Consider the following 16,964-nt stretch of genomic DNA (forward strand, 5'->3'; position numbering starts at 1 on the left):
TCATACTAACGACCAACACGCAATGGATGGGCAGGCGCGGGGTTTTTCACTAGTATCCGCGCGATTTCAAAACAGAAAACTGCTGGGAGCTAACCTATGAAATCAGCACTTTTGGCCGCTGTCGCAATGTCGGCTTTGCTGCTGGCCGCGCCGGCCTCTGCGCAAGGCGTCAAGATCGGCATTCTCAACGACCAGTCCGGCGTCTACGCCGATTACGGCGGCAAATGGTCGGTCGAGGCCGCCAGGATGGCGATCGAGGATTTTGGCGGCGAGGCGCTCGGCCAGAAGATCGAGCTCGTCACCGCCGACCACCAGAACAAGCCGGATCTTGCGACCTCGATCGCGCGCCGCTGGTACGACGTCGAGAACGTCGACATGATCACGGAGCTGACGACCTCGTCGGTCGCGCTCGCGATCCACGAGCTCTCCAAGGAAAAGAAGAAGATCGACATCGTCGTCGGCGCCGCGACCTCGCGCCTCACCGGCGATGCGTGCCAGCCCTACGGTTTCCACTGGGCCTATGACACCCGCGCGCTCGGTGTCGGCACCGGCGGCTCGCTGACCAAGGCCGGCGGCGACACCTGGTTCTTCCTCACCGCGGACTACGCCTTCGGCTACGCGCTGGAGAAGGACACCAGCGAGATCGTCGCCGCCAATGGCGGCAAGGTGCTCGGTTCGGTGCGCGTGCCGCTCAACTCCTCGGACTTCTCCTCCTTCCTGCTCCAGGCGCAGAGTTCGAAGGCGAAGATCGTCGGCCTCGCCAATGCCGGTCTCGACACCACCAACTCGATCAAGCAGGCGTCCGAGTTCGGCATCGTTTCCGGAGGCCAGAAGCTTGCGGGCCTCTTGATGACGCTCGCCGAAGTGAACGGCCTCGGACTCCAGGCCGCGCAAGGCCTGGTGCTGACCGAGGGGTATTACTGGGATATCAACGACCGCACCCGCAATCTCGGCGAACGCTTCCTCAAGCGCACCGGCCGGATGCCGAACATGATCCAGGCCGGCACCTATTCGGCGACGCTGAGCTATCTCAAGGCGGTCAAGGCCGCCGGCACCAAGGATCCGGATGCGGTCGCCAAGAAGCTGAAGGAGCTGCCGGTTGACGACGACTTCGCGCAAGGCGGCAAGGTGCTCGAGAACGGCCGCATGGTCCACGACATGTATCTGTTCGAGGTCAAGAAGCCCTCGGAATCGAAGAAGCCCTGGGACTATTACAAGCAGCTCGCGGTCGTTCCCGGCGAGAAGGCGTTCTTCACCGCCAAGGACAGCGGCTGCCCGCTGACGAAGTGAGGGCAGGACCGCGCCAATAACTCCCATGTCGTCCCGGCGAAGGCCGGGACCCATAACCCCAGGGAGGAGTTGTGGGCGCGAACTGGTAACTCCGAGTCTTCGTCAAACCACATCCTGTGGTTATGGGTCCCGGCCTTCGCCGGGACGACACTGAGCGGGTCGTCGCAGTTCGGCCTCACACCAGCCGCAGCACCAACGCTCCCAGGGCCCCCGCCCACAGCGCAATCGCCGCGACGCCTTGGATCATGAAGCCCGGGCCGCGTTTTGCGGCGGCCTTCGAATAGCCGATGAAGTAGACGATGCGGCCGACGATCCAGACCGCGCCGATCGGCGCTGCGCCGGTGTCGCCGATGTAAATCGCGAACAGCCAGAGCGACGGCAGGAAGATCGGCATCCATTCCAGCGTGTTCATCTGGATCCGGAAGGCGCGCTCGAAATCCGGATGGCCGGTCATCGCCGGCACCTTGACGCCGGTTTTGGTGCGCGAGCGTGACACGTTGATGGTGGTAAAAAAGTAGAACAGGATCGCCAGCAGCGTGACGAGGGCGGTGAGGTGATACATCGCAAGTCCCTTCGACGAGGTCCCGGTTCAATACCCGGTCAGCTCGAGATAGCCAACGCCGTCATGCGTGCCGGCAAAGCTGATCGGCCCTTCCCAATAGGAGAAGCCGGTCCCCATCCAGGCCTTTGGATTGAGCGGCTTGCACAGGATCGAGAACGACCGCGAGGGAATCGCGATCTGCCATTCCACCGGCAGCTTGTGTCCCCCGACCTCGGCGGTCGCCTTCGGACTCATCTGGATGTCGCCGCCCGTAATCATTTGCGTGTCGCCGGCGGCGGAGATCCAGTTTCCGAACGGATGATTTTGGTCGTCTTTTTGGCGCAGCCGGTACAGCATCAGCTTGTCGCCGGACGCGAGATGCAGCGATAGCCAGTCCCAGCCGGTCTGGTCGGCGTCGAGCGGCTGGCTGCTCCATTCGCGGTCCATCCAGGCCTGGCCGGAAACATCGACCATCCTGTCGTCGATGGTGAGCGTGCCGCGGGCGCGATAGAACGGTTGGCTGTAATAGTAGGAGGCCTGTCCGCGCTCCGACTTGCGGCTGTAGCCGCCGTCGCCCTGCAACACCACTGGACGATCGGCCTCCAACGTCAGCGCGTAACTGAAGTCGGTGCCCGAGCCCTTCAGCGTCAGCGGCGCCAGGGTTCGATCGCCGGTGCGCTCGGAACCGTTCATCTCCCAATCGTCGATCCAGGCTGCGAACGGTTTCGCCGTGACGCCGGCCTGCCCCACACCGCCGCGGGAAAACAGCTCGCTGAAACGATGGGTGTCGGCGCGCGTCACCGCGGCGTGGGCCATCCACACCTGTTGATTGGCCCAGCCCTCGCCTTGCGGTCCCGGCTGCGTCGCCTGGCGAAACAGCGTCCATTGCAGGCCGCAAGCGGCGCCGCTGGCATCGACGAGATTCGCCGTGAGATACCACCATTCGATACGAAACTCCGGATGCGGCCCGTGATCGCCCGGAAAGGCGAACGTCTTGCCGGGCGTTACCTTCGCAAAGCCATCGGCCGTCTCGCCGAGCCCGGCATAGCCTTGCGCGCCCGCGCGGCGGCCAGCCACGAGCGCGGCGATGCCGCCGGCGAAGCCGCGCCGAGAGATCCTGTCAGCGCTCATTGGCAAACACCTTGACGAGGCTCGCCGGCTGCATCCGGGCCAGTCGGATCATCGGCAGCAGGGCGGCAAGCAACGAGGCGAACAGCGCGACTGCGACCAGCTCGACCAGTTGCAGCGGAAACACGTGGAACGGCAACCGCCAGCCGAACGCCTTTACGTTGACGATCGCGATCAGGCACCACGCCACCAGCAGCCCGAGCGGCACGGCCAGGAGCGACGTGAACAGCGCGACCGACAGCGTCTTGGTCAATTCGATCGCGGCAAGCCGCGGCCGCGTGATGCCGATCGCCCAGAGCGGCGCCAGCTGCGGCAGGCGCGAGTTCGCCAATGTCAGCAAGCTGGTCAGAAGCGCGATCCCGGCGACGCCGAGCGTGAACGCGTTCAGCGCCGACGTCACCGCAAAGGTGCGGTTGAAGATCCGGATCGACTCCGCCTTCACCGTCGCCTGGTCGGCGACGCTGCGGTCGTCGAGCGCAAACTGCTTCTGCAGCGCCGCGATCAGGCCGGGGATATTCTCCTTGGCGACGATCAGGCCGATGCGTGTCTGCGGCGTCTGCGGAAATTGCCGGATCAGCGCGGCGACGTTCACGGCGAGTTGGCCCTTGGGGTTGCCGTAATCGGCATAGATGCCGACGATGTCGAGCTCCCAGGTGCCACCCGGCGCCGGGACTTCCACGACATCGCCGACGCGGACGTTGAGGCGACGGCTCAGCTGCTCGCTGATGAAGGCGGCATTGCCGGGTACGAGCTGGGTCCAGGCACGGGGCGCGGCTTCCAGCAGCGGCCAGCGCTCGCGATAGAGCGCGTGATCGGGCAGGCCGAGCAATTCCACCGGCTGGCCCCGTACCTGCGCCTCGGCACGTCCGCCCGACAGGATCGCCTGGACATCGCCGCGCTCCTTCAGCCAGTTGCGGATCGCGACGCCTTTCGCATTGTCGGAGGCGCTGATGTAGACGTCGGCGGCGAGCCGCCCGTTGAGCCAGCCGATGAAGGTGCGGCTGAATGTTTCCACCATGGTGGAGACGCCGACATTGACGGCGAGCGCGAGCAGCAGCGCCATCAGCGCCAGCGACAAACCCGAGAGCTGCTGCCGGCTGTCGGCCCAGAACCACAGCGCGAGCGGCCTTCGCGCGAAACGCTGCCCGACCAGCAGGATGAGTTCGAGGAAGGCCGGCAGGATCAACGCGGCGCCGAGCATCAGCGCTGCCAGCACGCCAAAGCCCGCGATCAGCGATTGCCCGTACTGGAGCAGCAACAGCGCGACCGCGAACACGGCGCAGGCAGCCAGGCTTTGCAGGATCAGCCAACGGCGCTGCCTCTGTTGCCAGGCGCGCGGCTGCGCGGTCGCCAGCACCGGCATCCTGACAGCCTTGATCAGGCTGGTCGCCGCGGCCACCAGCGCGCCGGCAATGCTGATGCCGATTCCGGCGAGCCACCATTCAGGCTGGAGCGTGAGCTGCCCCGGGATCTGCGCGCCATAGAGCCCGCGCAGCGACGCCGCGACGTCGGGCAGGAGCGCGGCCGCAATGAAATAGCCGCAGGCAAGCCCGATCAGGCCTGCGACCAGCGCCAGTGCCACCAGCTCGACCACCAGCACCGTGTTGACCAGTCGTGCCGAGGCACCGCAGGCCCGCAGCGTGCGCAGCATCGGCAGCCGCTGCTCGAAGGCGAGGCCGACGGCTGAATTGACGATGAAGAGACCGACGAAGAACGACAGCAGGCCGAAGGCGGTGAGGTTGAGATGAAAGCTGTCGGTGAGGCGCTCCAGCTCGGTCTCCGCATTGGGTTCGACCCGCTGCAACTGGTCGCCGACGACGCGCGCCAATGGCGCGAGCTTGCCGTTCGGCTTGCCGACCAGAAGTCGCGAGATCTGGTCCGGCTTGTTGAGGAGCCGCTGCGCCACGCCGATGTCGACGACGAGCACGTCGGGCACGAGCTGCGGCAGCACGCGCAGCGGCGGCAGTTTTACGCCGCTGCTGATCGGTGGCGCCGCGCCCTCCTGCTCCTGCAGATCGGTCAGCGTCTCCCGTGCCACCAGCGTCTGGCCCGGCGGCGCGACGAAGCTGCTCAAATCGGCGGCGCCGAGGCGAGGTGCGTTGCCGACATCGACCGGCAGCGTCACGGGCTCGATGCCGAGCAGCCGGACCGAGCGCCCGTTGACCTGGACCCGTCCCTCCAGCACCGGCGACACCGGCCAGCCGGCGCGGCGGAGCTTGACGAACAGTTCCTGCGGAAAGGTCGCGGTATCAGGCGCGACCAGCATCGGCGTGCGCGCACCGCCGAAGGTTGCCGCGGCGCGGTCATAGGCGTTGCGGGCCTGCTGGTTGATCGCCTGCACGCCGCTCCACAGCGCGGTCGCCGCGATCAGCCCGATCAGGAGCGTCGCGAACTGCATCTTGTGGCGCCGCCAATGGCTGAGCAGCACGGCGAGGACCCACAGCGCGCGCCTCATGCGATCCGCCCTGCATGCAAGTTGACGTGGCGATCGAGTGTCGCGGCCAGATGCAGGCTGTGCGTCACCATCAGGAAGCCACAGCCGGTGCGCGTGACGAGGTCGCGCGTCAGGGCCAGCACGTCCTCGGCGGTGGCCTCGTCGAGATTGCCGGTCGGCTCGTCCGCCAGCAGCAACGACGGCTTTGTCGCCAGCGCCCGGCCGATCGCGACCCGTTGCTGCTGTCCGCCTGATAATTGTTCTGGATAACGCTTGAGCAGGCCGCCAAGTCCGAGACGCTCGATCAGCTCTTTGTACCAAGCTGCGTCGTACCGGCCGGCGATCCGCGCCTGAAACACCAGATTATCCCCGACCGACAAACTCGGGATCAGGTTGTACTGCTGAAACACCAGGCCGATCCGGTCGCGCCGCAGGCCCGCGCGTCCCGCATCGGACAATTTGGTGACCTCGGTGCCTTCCAGCCGGATCGTGCCGCCATCGGCGGCATCGAGCCCTGCGATCAGGTGCAGCAGCGTGCTCTTGCCGCTGCCGGACTCGCCGGTCAGTGCGACGCGTTCGCCGGCCTTGAGGTCGAGATCGACGCCGCGCAGGACATGGACCGGCTCGCCGGCCGAAGAGAACGTCTTGGAGAGGTTTCGGATGCTCAGCACGATGAATGGCGCCGGACGGAATTAGCGGAATTGCTGCGTAGCACACTTGCTGCGGAAATGCCGGGTTGCGTTGGTTTTGAAGCCGTTGTTAGCTCCTAAGAGGACCAAATCAAAAAAGTGCCAAAAAGGGACGACGGGGAGAATGATGAGCGCTCAGGGAACGCGGCCCGCGGCGGGCAAGATGACAGGGACGTCCAAGGAAGCGCCCAAGGAAACGCCAAAGGGTGCCTGGACCGTCACATTTCTTCTGTTTCTTTTCATGCTGGTGAACTTCGCCGACAAGATCGTCGTCGGTCTCGCGGGCGTTCCGATCATGACCGAGCTGAAGCTCGAGCCCGAGCAGTTCGGCCTGCTCGGCTCGTCGTTCTTCTTCCTGTTCTCGATCTCGGCCATCGTGGTCGGCTTCATCGTCAACAAGGTACCGACCCGCTGGGTGCTGTTGACGCTCGCGGTGATCTGGGCGCTGACGCAGTTTCCGATGGTCGGCACCGTCTCTTTCACCACACTCCTGATCTGCCGCATCGTGCTCGGCGCCGGCGAGGGCCCGGCGGCCTCGGTGGCGATGCACGCGATCTACAAATGGTTCCCCGACGAGAAGCGCACGATGCCGACCGCAATCCTGTCGCAGGGTTCGGCCTTTGGTGTGATCCTGGCGGTCCCGGCGCTGAACTGGATCATCGTCAATCATTCCTGGCACTATGCGTTCGGTGCGCTCGGAATCGTCGGCCTGGTCTGGGTCGCCGCCTGGCTCACACTCGGCAAGGAAGGCCCGCTGGACACCCACGCATCGGCCGTGATCGAGCCTAAAATACCCTATCTCCAGCTCCTGACATCGCGCACCTTCATCGGCTGTGTGACCGCGACCTTCGGCGCCTATTGGGCGCTGTCGCTCGGGCTCACCTGGTTCACGCCCTTCATCGTCAAGGGCCTCGGCTTCTCGCAGTCTCAGGCGGGCTTCGTCTCGATCCTTCCCTGGGTGTTCGGAGCGACCATCGTCATTCTCACGGGCTGGATCTCGCAGGTGATGTTGGCACGCGGCTACACGACGCGGATCTCCCGCGGCGTGCTCGGCTCGGTGCCGCTGATCGTCGGCGGCCTGATCCTCGCGATGATGCCGCAAGTCCAAGGCGCGGGCCTCCAGATCGCCCTGCTCGTGGTCGGCTCCGGCCTGTGCGGCGCGATCTACGTGGTCTGCCCGCCCATGCTCGGCGAGTTCACGCCGACGTCGCAGCGCGGCGCGGTTCTCGCGATCTACGGTGCGCTCTATACGCTTTCGGGCATCATCGCGCCGCTCGTGATGGGCAGCGTGATCCAGCGCGCCGGCAGCATGCTCGACGGCTACATGACCGGCTTCACCATCAACGCCGCGATCATGGTCGGCTCCGGTGTGCTCGGGCTGCTCCTGCTCTGGCCCAACACGGAAAAGGCCAGGCTGACCGGTGGAGCTGTCCCGCAGGCCGCGCCGCTGAAGAGCGCGGTGTCGCCGACGTAAGGTTGGCCGCGCGCGTTGCCCGCCCCAACCACAACTGTCGTCCCGGCGAAGGCCGGGACCCATAAACACAGGACGCGGTTTGGGGCGAAGCTGGTAACTCCGAGTCTCTGGTAACTTCGAGTCTTCGCAAAACGATTGCTGCGGCGTATGGGTCCCGGCTTTCGCCGGACGACAGCGAGAGTGAGGTGCGGCTTTCGCGCCTCAGACGCAGTCTTCGCTAATTCACTCCCTGAGCACCCCGGATCAACTTCCCCGGCCGGCTTCGCGTTGCCTCGCCGTGCCGTCGCGTCACGACGCCCGACACGATCGTCGCCTCGTACCCGTCGACATCCTGCAACAGCCGCCGTCCGCCCACCGGCAGATCGTAATGCACCTTCGGCGGATGCAGGTGCAGCCGGTCGTAATCGATCACGTTGAGATCGGCCTTGTAGCCGGGCGCGATCAGCCCGCGATCGGTGAGGCCGACCGAGAGCGCGGTCTTGCGCGATTGCGCGGCGACCACGAACGGGATCGTCAGCTTCTCGCCGCGCTTGCGGTCCCGCGTCCAGTGCGTCAGCAGATAGGTCGGAAAGCTCGCATCGCAGATGATGCCGCAATGCGCGCCGCCGTCCGAGAGGCCGGGCACGGATTGCGGATCGATCAGCATCTCGCGCGTCGCATCCAGATTGCCGTCGGCATAGTTGAGGAACGGCACATAGAGCATGCCGCGGCCCCCGTCCGACAGCATCGCCTCATAGGCGAGCTCCTCCGGCTGCCGGCCCTGCTTGCGCGCCTGCGGGCCCAGCGCGTTCGCCGGCGGCTGCTCGTAATCGGGGGGATCGCCGAGCAAGAACATCTTGTCGTAGTTGGGACGGAAGAACAGCGGATCGTCGGTCGCGGTCGCGGTTTCGCTCAGGATCGCCTTGCGCACTTCGCTCTGGTGCAGCCGCGCCAGCCGCTCCTTCAACGGCAGATGCGCGATCGCCTTGTAGCTCGGATGGGTCTGGAACGGGTTTCGCGACAGCTCCAATCCGAGCAAGAGGCCGACCGGGCGGGCGGCGATCTGCGCCGTGATCGAGAGACCGCGCTTCGCTGCCGCGTTGATCTCGTCCAGCGTCTGGCGCCAGCGCTGCGGCGACTTGTCGTTCTGCGTGATCGAGAACGAGATCGGGCACTTCGTGGCATCAGCCACCCGCAGCATCATCGGCAGGTCTTCGTCGATGGTGGAGAGGTCGAGCACGAATTGCAGCACGCTGCGGCCCTCGCGATGCATCGCGCCCGCAATCGCGGTGAGCTCGTCCTCGCCGGCCTTCAGCGTCGGGGTGAAATCGCCGGTCGAGGTGCGATGGTTGAGCGTGCGCGAGGTCGAGAAGCCCAACGCGCCCGAGCGCACCGCTTCGCCCGCGAGCTTTGCCATTGCCGCGTTGTCCTCGGCGGTCGAGGGATCGCGGCGCGCGCCGCGCTCGCCCATGACATAGACGCGCAGCGCGGCGTGCGGCAGCTGTGCGCCGACATCGATGTCGAAATCGCGCCTGGAGAGCCAGTCCATGTAGTCCGGAAAGCTTTCCCAGGCCCAGGGAATGCCGGCGCTGAGCACCGGCTCGGGAATGTCCTCGACGCCTTCCATGAGCTGGATCAGGCGGGTGTGATCGACAGGCTTGCACGGCGCAAAGCCGACGCCGCAATTGCCCATGATCGCGGTGGTGACGCCGTTCTGCGACGACGGCGTGATGTCCTGGCTCCAGGTGACCTGGCCGTCGTAATGCGTGTGCACGTCGACGAAGCCCGGCGTCACCAGCCTTCCGCGCGCGTCGATCTCTTCCCGTCCTGTTGATGCAATCTTTCCAACGTCGCTGATCCTGCCGCCGGTGATGGCGACGTCAGCCTCAAACAGCTCGCCGCCACGTCCATCCGCGACGGTGCCGCCGCGGATCACGAGATCAGGGATGCTCATGGTGTTTCTTCCCGATGGTTGTTTTGCTTGGGCGCATTTTCGGGCGCGCAGGCGTGGTGTCAACCGCGGGGAAGTGCGTTCAGGGTTGCGTCGCGACCGTGGCTTTCGCCTTCCGCTCCGTGAACGGCGACAGCACCACCGTCGCGGCCATGAAGATCACGGAGGCGCCGAACACCCAATGCGGCGCGCTCTGGTCCATGATCCAGCCGAACAGCAGCGGGCTGACGATGCCGCCGAGATTGAAGCCGGTGGAGACGATACCGAAGGCGCGGCCGGCCGCGCCGGGAGGGGCTGCATTGCGCACCAGCATGTCGCGCGAGGGCGCGATCACGCCGGAAAGGAATCCCGCGGTCGCCATCGTGGCGGTCAGCGCCCAGCCCGGCAGCGTGACCAGCGCGATCAGCAGCACGATCGCCGCGTTCGCGGCGAAGCAAGCGGCGGCGACATAGCCGTGGCGCTCGGTGTGGTCGGCAAGGAAGCCGCCCGCGAGCACGCCGGCGGCGCTTGCACCGAGGAAGGCGGTGAGCGCGACATTGGCCGCGGAATAGGTCGCGCCATAGCCACTCATCAGCGCCACCACGCCGAAATTGTTGATGCCGGCGACGGACAGGCTGAGCAGCATGAACAGCGCCGTCAGCGTGATCAGCGCCGGCGTGATCACGGCCTGCTTTGGTGCGTTCTCGGTGCCGGGCTTCGTCTTGTGCGCGCCGGCATCGGGAATGTTCATGGTCACCAGCAACACCGCGACCAGAACGCCGATCGCGCCCGATGCGATCAGCGCGCCGGCACCGCCGGACACGGTGACCAGTGCGGCGACGATCGCCGGCGCCACCGCGCCGCCGAAATAGCCGGCAAAGGTATGGATCGAGAAGGCGCGGCCCATCCGCGCTTCGTCCATGTGCTCGGCGAGGATGGCGTAATCGGCGGGATGGTAGACGCTGTTGGCGAGCCCGAGCAGCACGGCGCAGGCGATCAGCGAGGTGTAGCTCAGATGCAGGCCGAGCAGGATCAGCGCGAAGCCGCCGAGGGTGAGGCCGCCCAGCAGGATCCTTCGCGCGCCAAAATGGTCGACGAGATAGCCGGTCGGCGCCTGCGTCAGCCCCGAGACCACGGCGGACACGGTCAGCGCGAAGCCGAGCTCGATATAGCCGACGCCGAGCTGGCTCTTCAGGAACGGGAACAGCATCGGCAGGACCAGCAGATGGAAATGGCTGACCCAATGCGCGATCGAAATTCCCGTCAGCGTGCGCAGCGCGCTGTCCGCCTTGCCTTGCTGCGGTGCGGCGAGAACGTCGACCATTGCAGTTCCGTTTCACGTCCTTTGGAGACGCGCAAACTATCGGGCAGAGCGGTTATTTGTCCATGAACGCAGGCGCATGGCAGTAGCGCGGGCGGGGGCGATTCCCCGCTCGTCGTCCTGGCGAAAGCCAGGACCCATTCCCACAGGGAGTAGTTTGGCGAAGACTCGTCGTTTGGTATTGCGACCTGTCACAATCGAGGGATCACGCGGTATGGGTCCTGGCTTTCGCCAGGACGACGGCGGAGAGGAGGCGCGAGTCGCCAAAACACAGGCAGTCTCACAACGGCTCGTCGTCCGCCCCGTAGCGGTCGCGCTTCGGCGTTGCGATGTCGCCGTCTTCGGAATCATCGTCGTCGGTGTCGCGCGGAGGCGGGGGCTTCTTCGCCTTGTCTTCCGCTGGCTTGTTGTCCGCAATTTTGGGCGGCTCGCTCGGCTTGCCGATCTTGGCCATGGCTGGTCCCGGATGGTGATGCTGCACCCGATTCTATCCGGAAGATATGTGCGGTACCTGACTTATCTCAAGCCGTCGGCGAGGCGGTCAGTGCACCACCGGCCCGCCGGCCTTCTTCCAGGCATCGATGCCGCCGGCGATATGCGCGGTGTTGGTGAGGCCGGCTTCCTTGGCGGCGGCTACAGCCATCGCCGAGCGTTCGCCGAAGGCGCAGAAGAACACGACGCGGCGGCCGGTGGCGGCCGCGACCTCGCGCAGCATGCCACCGGGCTTGAGGCTGTCCTCGACGGACGGATAGGGCGTATGCAGCGCGCCTTCGAGCATGCCGTGCTTCATCCGCTCATTGGTCTCGCGGAGATCGACCAGCAGGATATCGGGACGGCCGAGGCTGCGGATCGCCTCGACGGCGTGGAGCGCGCGGCCCTCTTTCTCCAGCTCCTCCTGGTGCAGGCCGACATGCATGTTGGCGGGCACCGCGACGTCCATCATCTTCGGATTGGGCAGCTTCAGATTGGCCATCAGCTCGATATAGTCGTCGACCGAGCGCACCTGGAGCCGCGGATTGTAGCGCTTCTCTTCGCCGATGGTGGAGACGGTGTCGCCCTTGTAGTCATGCGCCGGAAACACCATCGTCTCGTCCGGCAGCTTGAGCAGGCGGTTGAAGATCGAATCATATTGCGCGCGCGACGAGCCGTTCTGGAAATCGGTGCGGCCGGTGCCGCGGATCAGCAGCGTGTCGCCGGTGAAGACGCGGTCGCCCATCAAATAGGAATAGGAATCGTCAGTGTGGCCGGGCGTGTACATCACGTCGAGCGCCAGGCCCTCAATCGTCACCTTGTCGCCGTCGGCAACCCGCATCGCCACCACGTCCGCCTTGGTCTGGTCGCCCATCACGGTCATGCAATGGGTGCGGTCGCGCAGCTCGCCAAGGCCGGTGACGTGGTCGGCGTGCAGATGGGTGTCCACGGCCTTGACCAGCTTGAGATCGAGCTCGCGCAGCAGCTGGCAGTAGCGATCGACCTTCTCCAGCACGGGATCGAGGATCAGCGCCTCGCCGCCGGGGCGGCTGGCCAGGAGATAGCTGTAGGTACCCGAAACACTGTCGAAGAGCTGGCGGAAAATCATGGCAAGACCCGGCGTGGAGTGATTTCAAATTCTACTATGTTTCGGGTCAAAAAGAGAAGCAATCTACTGTGTAGACAAGAAAATTTAGAAGATTTGTAGCGCGGGGATCGCGCCGGGGTGGCAGCGTTGGGGTGGCAAATCGCGGCGTCGCCCGCCCACCGCTGTCATCGCCCGCGAAAGCGGGCGATCCAGTATTCCAGAGACGGCGAGGGGATACGGAGAAGCCGCGGCGTACTGGATTCCCCGCCTTCGCGGTGAATGACACCGAGGGAGGAAGGGGCGCAGTGCCACGGCTTGGGGATTACGGCCGCACCACCGTGTACCCGTTCTCGCTGAGAAACAGGATCTGCCCGACCCCGACCTGCACCGGCGTGGCCGCGGGGATGAACTCCGGCCGCTTGCCCGTCTCCCGCTCGATCGTGTCGACGGTGTTGAGGCAGATGTCGAAGCGTACGCCTTGCGCGATCAGGCTCTCGACCTGCTTGCGGCGCTCGCTGCCGGTGAACAGGAGATCGATGCCGGGACCGAACGCCACCACCTCGATCGCGACCTTGTCGGGGTCGTAGGCCTTCAGCAAATTGTTGGCGACGCTGAGCACCAGAGCTTGCTTCTTCGCATCGCCATCGGAGAGCTGCAGCACGACCTTGTGCTCGGCGAACGGCTTGTCCTGGAGCGGCACCTGCTGCGCAAGAGCCGGCGGCATCGCCGCCGCCGAGGCGAGCAGCGCCAGCAGCATCGCGGATAGGATTTGCGACCGCATCATCCCTGTCCTGCAATGCCCGGATTGCCCTCGACGCCTTTCAGCGTGATGCCGGAGCCGAGCCGCTCCTGCATCATCCGGCCCGAGCGCAGATATTTTGCCACCACATCCCACACCGGCGCGCCGTGCTGGCCGTTGACCGAGGCCCAGCCCGCGACCTTGTAGCGGTGGTTGGCGTTGAGCGCCTTGCTGCCATTGACCTTCAGCTCGGAGATGCGGCTGCCGATCGCCGCCGTCGGCATGCAGGTGTAGCTGAGCCCGCCGGCGCGCACCATGTCGCCGCCCTGTTGGTAATAGGGATCGGCGTTGAAGAGATTGTCGCAGACGTCTTCCAGCACGTCCTTGATCTGCGCGCCGGTCATCTCCTGCACATAGGTCTCGGGATAGCTGATCGCGGTCTCCGCGAGCAGATCTTCCATCGTCAGCGCCTGGCCGGACAGCGCGGTGACGCCCCAGCGGAAGCCCGGCGACAGCGCGATCTCGGCGTCAAGCTCGGTGCGCAACGCGGTGCAGATCAGTTCGTCGACCGGGCCGGCGAAATTGTCGCGGCGATACAGCAGGCGATCGGGCGTCGCGATCTTCTCCGACCAGTCGGTGACGAAGGGCGCCCGCAACCGGCCGATCAGTTCGGCCATCGCGGGATCGGGTTTCAACAGCTCGGAATAGACCGGCAGCAGATGATACCTGACGTCGCTGACCTTGCCCTTGTCGAGCGCGAGATCGAGCACGGCCAGAAATTTTCCGTTGGAGCCGGCATTGGTGACGAGCGTCGTGCCGCTCGCATTCTTCACTGCGATTGGCTGCGGGATCGCATCATGGGTATGGCCGCCGAGGATGACGTCGATGCCGGTGACGCGGCTTGCGAGCTTGAGATCGACGTCCATGCCGTTGTGCGACAGCAGGATGACCGCATCGACCTTGTCGGTGCCGCGCAAGCCATCGACATGCCTCTGGAGCTCTTCCTCGCGGATGCCGAAGGTCCAGTCCGGCGTGAACCGTTTGGGGTGCGCGATCGGCACGTAGGGGAAGGCCTGGCCGACGATGGCGACGCGATGGCCGCCGAGCTCCTTGATCACGGAGGGCTTGAACACGCGCCCCGTCGCCTTGTCGAAGGCGGCGGCGTCGTTGAATGCGGCTTCCTCGGTGAGAAAAACGTTCTGCGCCAGGAACTCGCCCCTGAAGCGCCGGAGATTGTCGCGCAGCGCCTGCTCGCCATAGGTGAATTCCCAATGCCCGGTCATCGCCTCGACACCGAGCAGGTTTGCGGCCTCCACCATGTCGCGGCCCTGCATCATGTTGGCGAGTCCCGTGCCCTGCCAGAGATCGCCGCCGTCAACGAGCACGGAGTGTTTTTCGCCGGCATCGCCGCGCAAGCGGTCGATCAGCGTCTTCAGATGGGCGAAGCCGCCGAGCTTGCCGAAGCGGCCTGCGGACTTCTCGAACTCGAGGCAGCTGAAGGCATAGGCATCCGCGCTGTCGGGCCTGATGCCGAAATGGTCGAGGAAGGCGCGGCCGACCAGATGCGGCGGCCGTCCTGCCATCTCGCCGATCCCGATATTGACGCTGGGCTCGCGAAAATAGACCGGATTGAGTTGCGCATGCGTGTCGGTGAGGTGAAGGATGCGCGCATTGCCGAACCGTTCGAGGTCGTAAAAGCTCGCGGCCTCAGTGCCGCGCGCAAGCCGCGGCAGACTGAGCGATGCGGCGGCAAGGCCTGCACTCTTCAGGAAATCGCGGCGGCGGATCGCCATCCAGAAATTCTCCGCGCCCTCTCATGGTCGCAAGGCTGTTGCACTAGCGAACAGTCTAGCGGATTTCCATCGCCTTCCAGGCTTCTTTTTCGGTCGTGGCCTGGAAGATCGACGCCTTCGCCAGTGCCTCGGCCTCCTTGGCTGCGGCCACGGCGCGGTCGAAATCGCCGCCATCGGCCGCCTTCTTCGCTGCGGCCAGCGCCGAGACGGTCACGGTCCATTGGTGGCGCAAGCTGGCAGCCTCCTTCGAGGCGGCTTCGGCGGCGGAATAGGCCGTCTTGTAATCCGCCTCATTTGCCGCGCGCGCCGCCGGCGCGAGGCCCAAGGCGAGCAGAAAGGCGAGCACCATGGCGAGAGGAAGTGACGGCTTCATGGCCGCGCTCCCGGTCCCGATATCGGCAGGCCGTTGGCGACGTAGGACAGGAAATATTCGACGTCGCGATATTCATCCGCCTGCGGCTCCAGCGGAACCGCGCGGGTCTGGCTGTTGCAGGTGACGAAGCGGCGGCTGGTCGTGCCCATGCCGCTCCATTCGGAGCGGTAGATCGGCATCGCGTTCAAAATGCCGAGCGCCGGCGCCAGGATCTCGGCGCGGATGCGCTCGCCCGGGCTCTGCACATGGCAGCTCGCGCAGGAGAAATTCATCTGGCCGCGGCGCGTGTAGAAATAGCGCTTGCCGTTCTCGAATGCCGCGAGCGCGCGAGGATCGTCGGGGATCTTGATGTCCATCGGCTTGCCGCGCGAGGTGAAGGCCATGTAGGCCGTGAGCGAGGCCATCTCGTCCTTGACGTAGGAATAAGGCGCCTCGCCATTGGCCTCGCGGCAGCGGTTGAGCGCCAGCTCCAGCGTGACGACCTTGCCTTCCTTATCGTCGAAATAAGGATAGTTCTGGCGGATGCCGATGCCGCCGTTCGGGAAGCAGTCGGCATAGGTCTTGCCGTTCTTGAACGGAGTCGCGAACATCTCCTTGCCGGCGTCGAGCGCGAACTCGTAGGGCGGGAATTCCTCCTTCTCCTGCCACTGCCGCTTCATGTCCTCGTTCATGGAATAAGGGCCGTTGACGAAATCCTCGTGCTTCACGGTCGGGAATTTCTGGAAGAAGAAGTTCTGGAACGCTCTCGCATCGGCAACTGGATCGACCTTGTCGGCCGCGACCACGCGCGGAGAGGTGAGGGCGAACGCGACGAGCGCGGCGCTCAACGAACCAAGCAGGATGGAGGCGCGGGCCTTCATCACGAGATCTTCGCGGTGGTCGTGTCCGACCCACCCTTGTTATCGGTCCAGGAGACCTTGAGGTCGTCGCCCTTCTTGGCCCCCTTGAAGCTGAACTTGACGTAGGGGTCCTTGGAGACCGCGGTGCCCCAATCGGCAACGAAGACGTCCTTGCCGTTACATTCGAATTTCAGCTGCTGGATGAAATGCGCGGGGATCAGCTCGCCTTTGGCGTCCTTGACGAAGCCGGTATCCATGGGGTGCTGGATCAGCGCCTGCACCTCGGTGATGTCGCCGTTGGCGGTGGCGCGGACGCGAATGCTGGATGCCATCTCGATCTTCCTCGCTTAACCGCCGCAGCCGCCGACGGTGACCTTGACCTCTTTGGTCGCGCTGTAGAGCTTGCCGTCGGCCTCCACGATCGCGACCACGTTGGTGGTCTTGGCCATCTTCAGCCGGTTGGCGACACCAGGGATCGTGCCGTCGGGAATCCTGTAGGACGCGGCCAGCGCGTTGGGATTCTCGGCCACGAAGAACGAGATCGAGGTGACCTTGTCGAGCGTCGTCGTCACCGAGATCGGCACGACGCCGCCGTTCTCGGCGATCTCGGGGGCGTCCAGCTTGACCTTGTCGGACGGCTCGGCGGTTTTGCCGTAGAGCGCCTTGATGGCGTCCGCCTCGCTCTTCTGCTTGAAGGCCTCTTCCGGATATTTGTCGTTGGCCGCGGCGCGCGCGGGAGCGGCGCCGAACGGCAGATTGCCGAGGCCGAGCAGCGCGACCGAGGCTGCGCCCTGAAGGATCAGGCGCCGCGTCGCGCTTGGGCCGGTGAGTGAGGTCATCTCAGGTCTCCTAACCAATCTCTTGGCGTGCCGGCGG

General features: G+C 65.2%; 16 protein-coding genes. 2 read left to right on the forward strand and 14 right to left on the reverse strand.

Annotation, left to right across the window (positions count from 1 at the left end):
* Positions 1-96: 96 nt before the first annotated feature.
* A complete protein-coding gene (locus JQ591_RS07175) occupies positions 97-1,290 on the forward strand; it encodes an ABC transporter substrate-binding protein (protein ID WP_211395310.1) in 1,194 nt (397 codons plus the stop codon).
* Between the two features lie 175 nt (positions 1,291-1,465).
* Here the strand turns inward: JQ591_RS07175 and JQ591_RS07180 are convergent, their stop codons facing one another.
* From JQ591_RS07180 to JQ591_RS07195, 4 genes are read right to left on the reverse strand one after another with little or no spacing between them, the layout of a single operon-like run.
* Entirely contained in the window at positions 1,466-1,852 is a 387-nt protein-coding gene (locus JQ591_RS07180; protein ID WP_211395311.1) for an MAPEG family protein, read from the reverse strand.
* A 27-nt stretch (positions 1,853-1,879) separates the two neighbouring features.
* Positions 1,880-2,962, reverse strand: coding sequence for a lipocalin-like domain-containing protein (locus JQ591_RS07185; protein WP_211395312.1), 1,083 nt, complete (start codon positions 2,960-2,962; stop codon positions 1,880-1,882).
* On the reverse strand, positions 2,952-5,414 hold the full coding sequence (locus tag JQ591_RS07190) for an ABC transporter permease (RefSeq protein ID WP_211395313.1): 2,463 nt from the start codon (positions 5,412-5,414) through the stop codon (positions 2,952-2,954). Before JQ591_RS07190 ends, JQ591_RS07185 begins: the two co-directional genes overlap by 11 nt.
* Entirely contained in the window at positions 5,411-6,064 is a 654-nt protein-coding gene (locus JQ591_RS07195) for an ABC transporter ATP-binding protein (protein WP_211395314.1), read from the reverse strand. Before JQ591_RS07195 ends, JQ591_RS07190 begins: the two co-directional genes overlap by 4 nt.
* A gap of 145 nt (positions 6,065-6,209) precedes the next feature.
* On the opposite strand from JQ591_RS07195, the gene JQ591_RS07200 reads away from it, so the two are divergent.
* Complete coding sequence (locus JQ591_RS07200) at positions 6,210-7,556, forward strand: MFS transporter (RefSeq protein ID WP_211395604.1); 1,347 nt, start codon at positions 6,210-6,212, stop codon at positions 7,554-7,556.
* A gap of 217 nt (positions 7,557-7,773) precedes the next feature.
* Here the strand turns inward: JQ591_RS07200 and JQ591_RS07205 are convergent, their stop codons facing one another.
* The 10 genes from JQ591_RS07205 to soxY all read right to left on the reverse strand — a co-directional run bounded on the left by JQ591_RS07205 (position 7,774) and on the right by soxY (position 16,927).
* Positions 7,774-9,489, reverse strand: coding sequence for an N-acyl-D-amino-acid deacylase family protein (locus JQ591_RS07205; RefSeq protein WP_211395315.1), 1,716 nt, complete (start codon positions 9,487-9,489; stop codon positions 7,774-7,776).
* A gap of 79 nt (positions 9,490-9,568) precedes the next feature.
* Positions 9,569-10,789: an MFS transporter gene (locus JQ591_RS07210; RefSeq protein WP_211395316.1), complete on the reverse strand. Its 1,221-nt coding sequence runs from the start codon at positions 10,787-10,789 to the stop codon at positions 9,569-9,571.
* A gap of 277 nt (positions 10,790-11,066) precedes the next feature.
* Positions 11,067-11,240 (reverse strand): hypothetical protein, encoded by a 174-nt coding sequence (locus JQ591_RS07215; protein WP_211395317.1) that lies wholly within the window; start codon positions 11,238-11,240, stop codon positions 11,067-11,069.
* A gap of 87 nt (positions 11,241-11,327) precedes the next feature.
* Complete coding sequence (locus tag JQ591_RS07220) at positions 11,328-12,365, reverse strand: MBL fold metallo-hydrolase (RefSeq protein ID WP_211395318.1); 1,038 nt, start codon at positions 12,363-12,365, stop codon at positions 11,328-11,330.
* Positions 12,366-12,666: 301 nt separating this feature from the next.
* On the reverse strand, positions 12,667-13,128 hold the full coding sequence (locus JQ591_RS07225) for a hypothetical protein (RefSeq protein WP_211395319.1): 462 nt from the start codon (positions 13,126-13,128) through the stop codon (positions 12,667-12,669).
* Entirely contained in the window at positions 13,125-14,876 is a 1,752-nt protein-coding gene (gene soxB / locus JQ591_RS07230) for a thiosulfohydrolase SoxB (RefSeq protein ID WP_211395320.1), read from the reverse strand. The genes JQ591_RS07225 and soxB overlap by 4 nt, the downstream gene beginning before the upstream one ends.
* A 55-nt stretch (positions 14,877-14,931) precedes the next feature.
* A complete protein-coding gene (locus JQ591_RS07235) occupies positions 14,932-15,249 on the reverse strand; it encodes a hypothetical protein (RefSeq protein WP_211395321.1) in 318 nt (105 codons plus the stop codon).
* Positions 15,246-16,109, reverse strand: coding sequence for a sulfur oxidation c-type cytochrome SoxA (gene soxA, locus JQ591_RS07240; RefSeq protein ID WP_211395322.1), 864 nt, complete (start codon positions 16,107-16,109; stop codon positions 15,246-15,248). The genes JQ591_RS07235 and soxA overlap by 4 nt, the downstream gene beginning before the upstream one ends.
* Entirely contained in the window at positions 16,109-16,420 is a 312-nt protein-coding gene (gene soxZ, locus JQ591_RS07245) for a thiosulfate oxidation carrier complex protein SoxZ (protein WP_211395323.1), read from the reverse strand. Before soxZ ends, soxA begins: the two co-directional genes overlap by 1 nt.
* A gap of 15 nt (positions 16,421-16,435) precedes the next feature.
* Positions 16,436-16,927 (reverse strand): thiosulfate oxidation carrier protein SoxY, encoded by a 492-nt coding sequence (soxY, locus tag JQ591_RS07250; protein WP_211395324.1) that lies wholly within the window; start codon positions 16,925-16,927, stop codon positions 16,436-16,438.
* Positions 16,928-16,964: the final 37 nt, after the last annotated feature.

The organism is Bradyrhizobium canariense, assembly GCF_018130465.1.
In the GTDB taxonomy this organism is placed as follows: Bacteria; Pseudomonadota; Alphaproteobacteria; order Rhizobiales; family Xanthobacteraceae; genus Bradyrhizobium; species Bradyrhizobium canariense_C.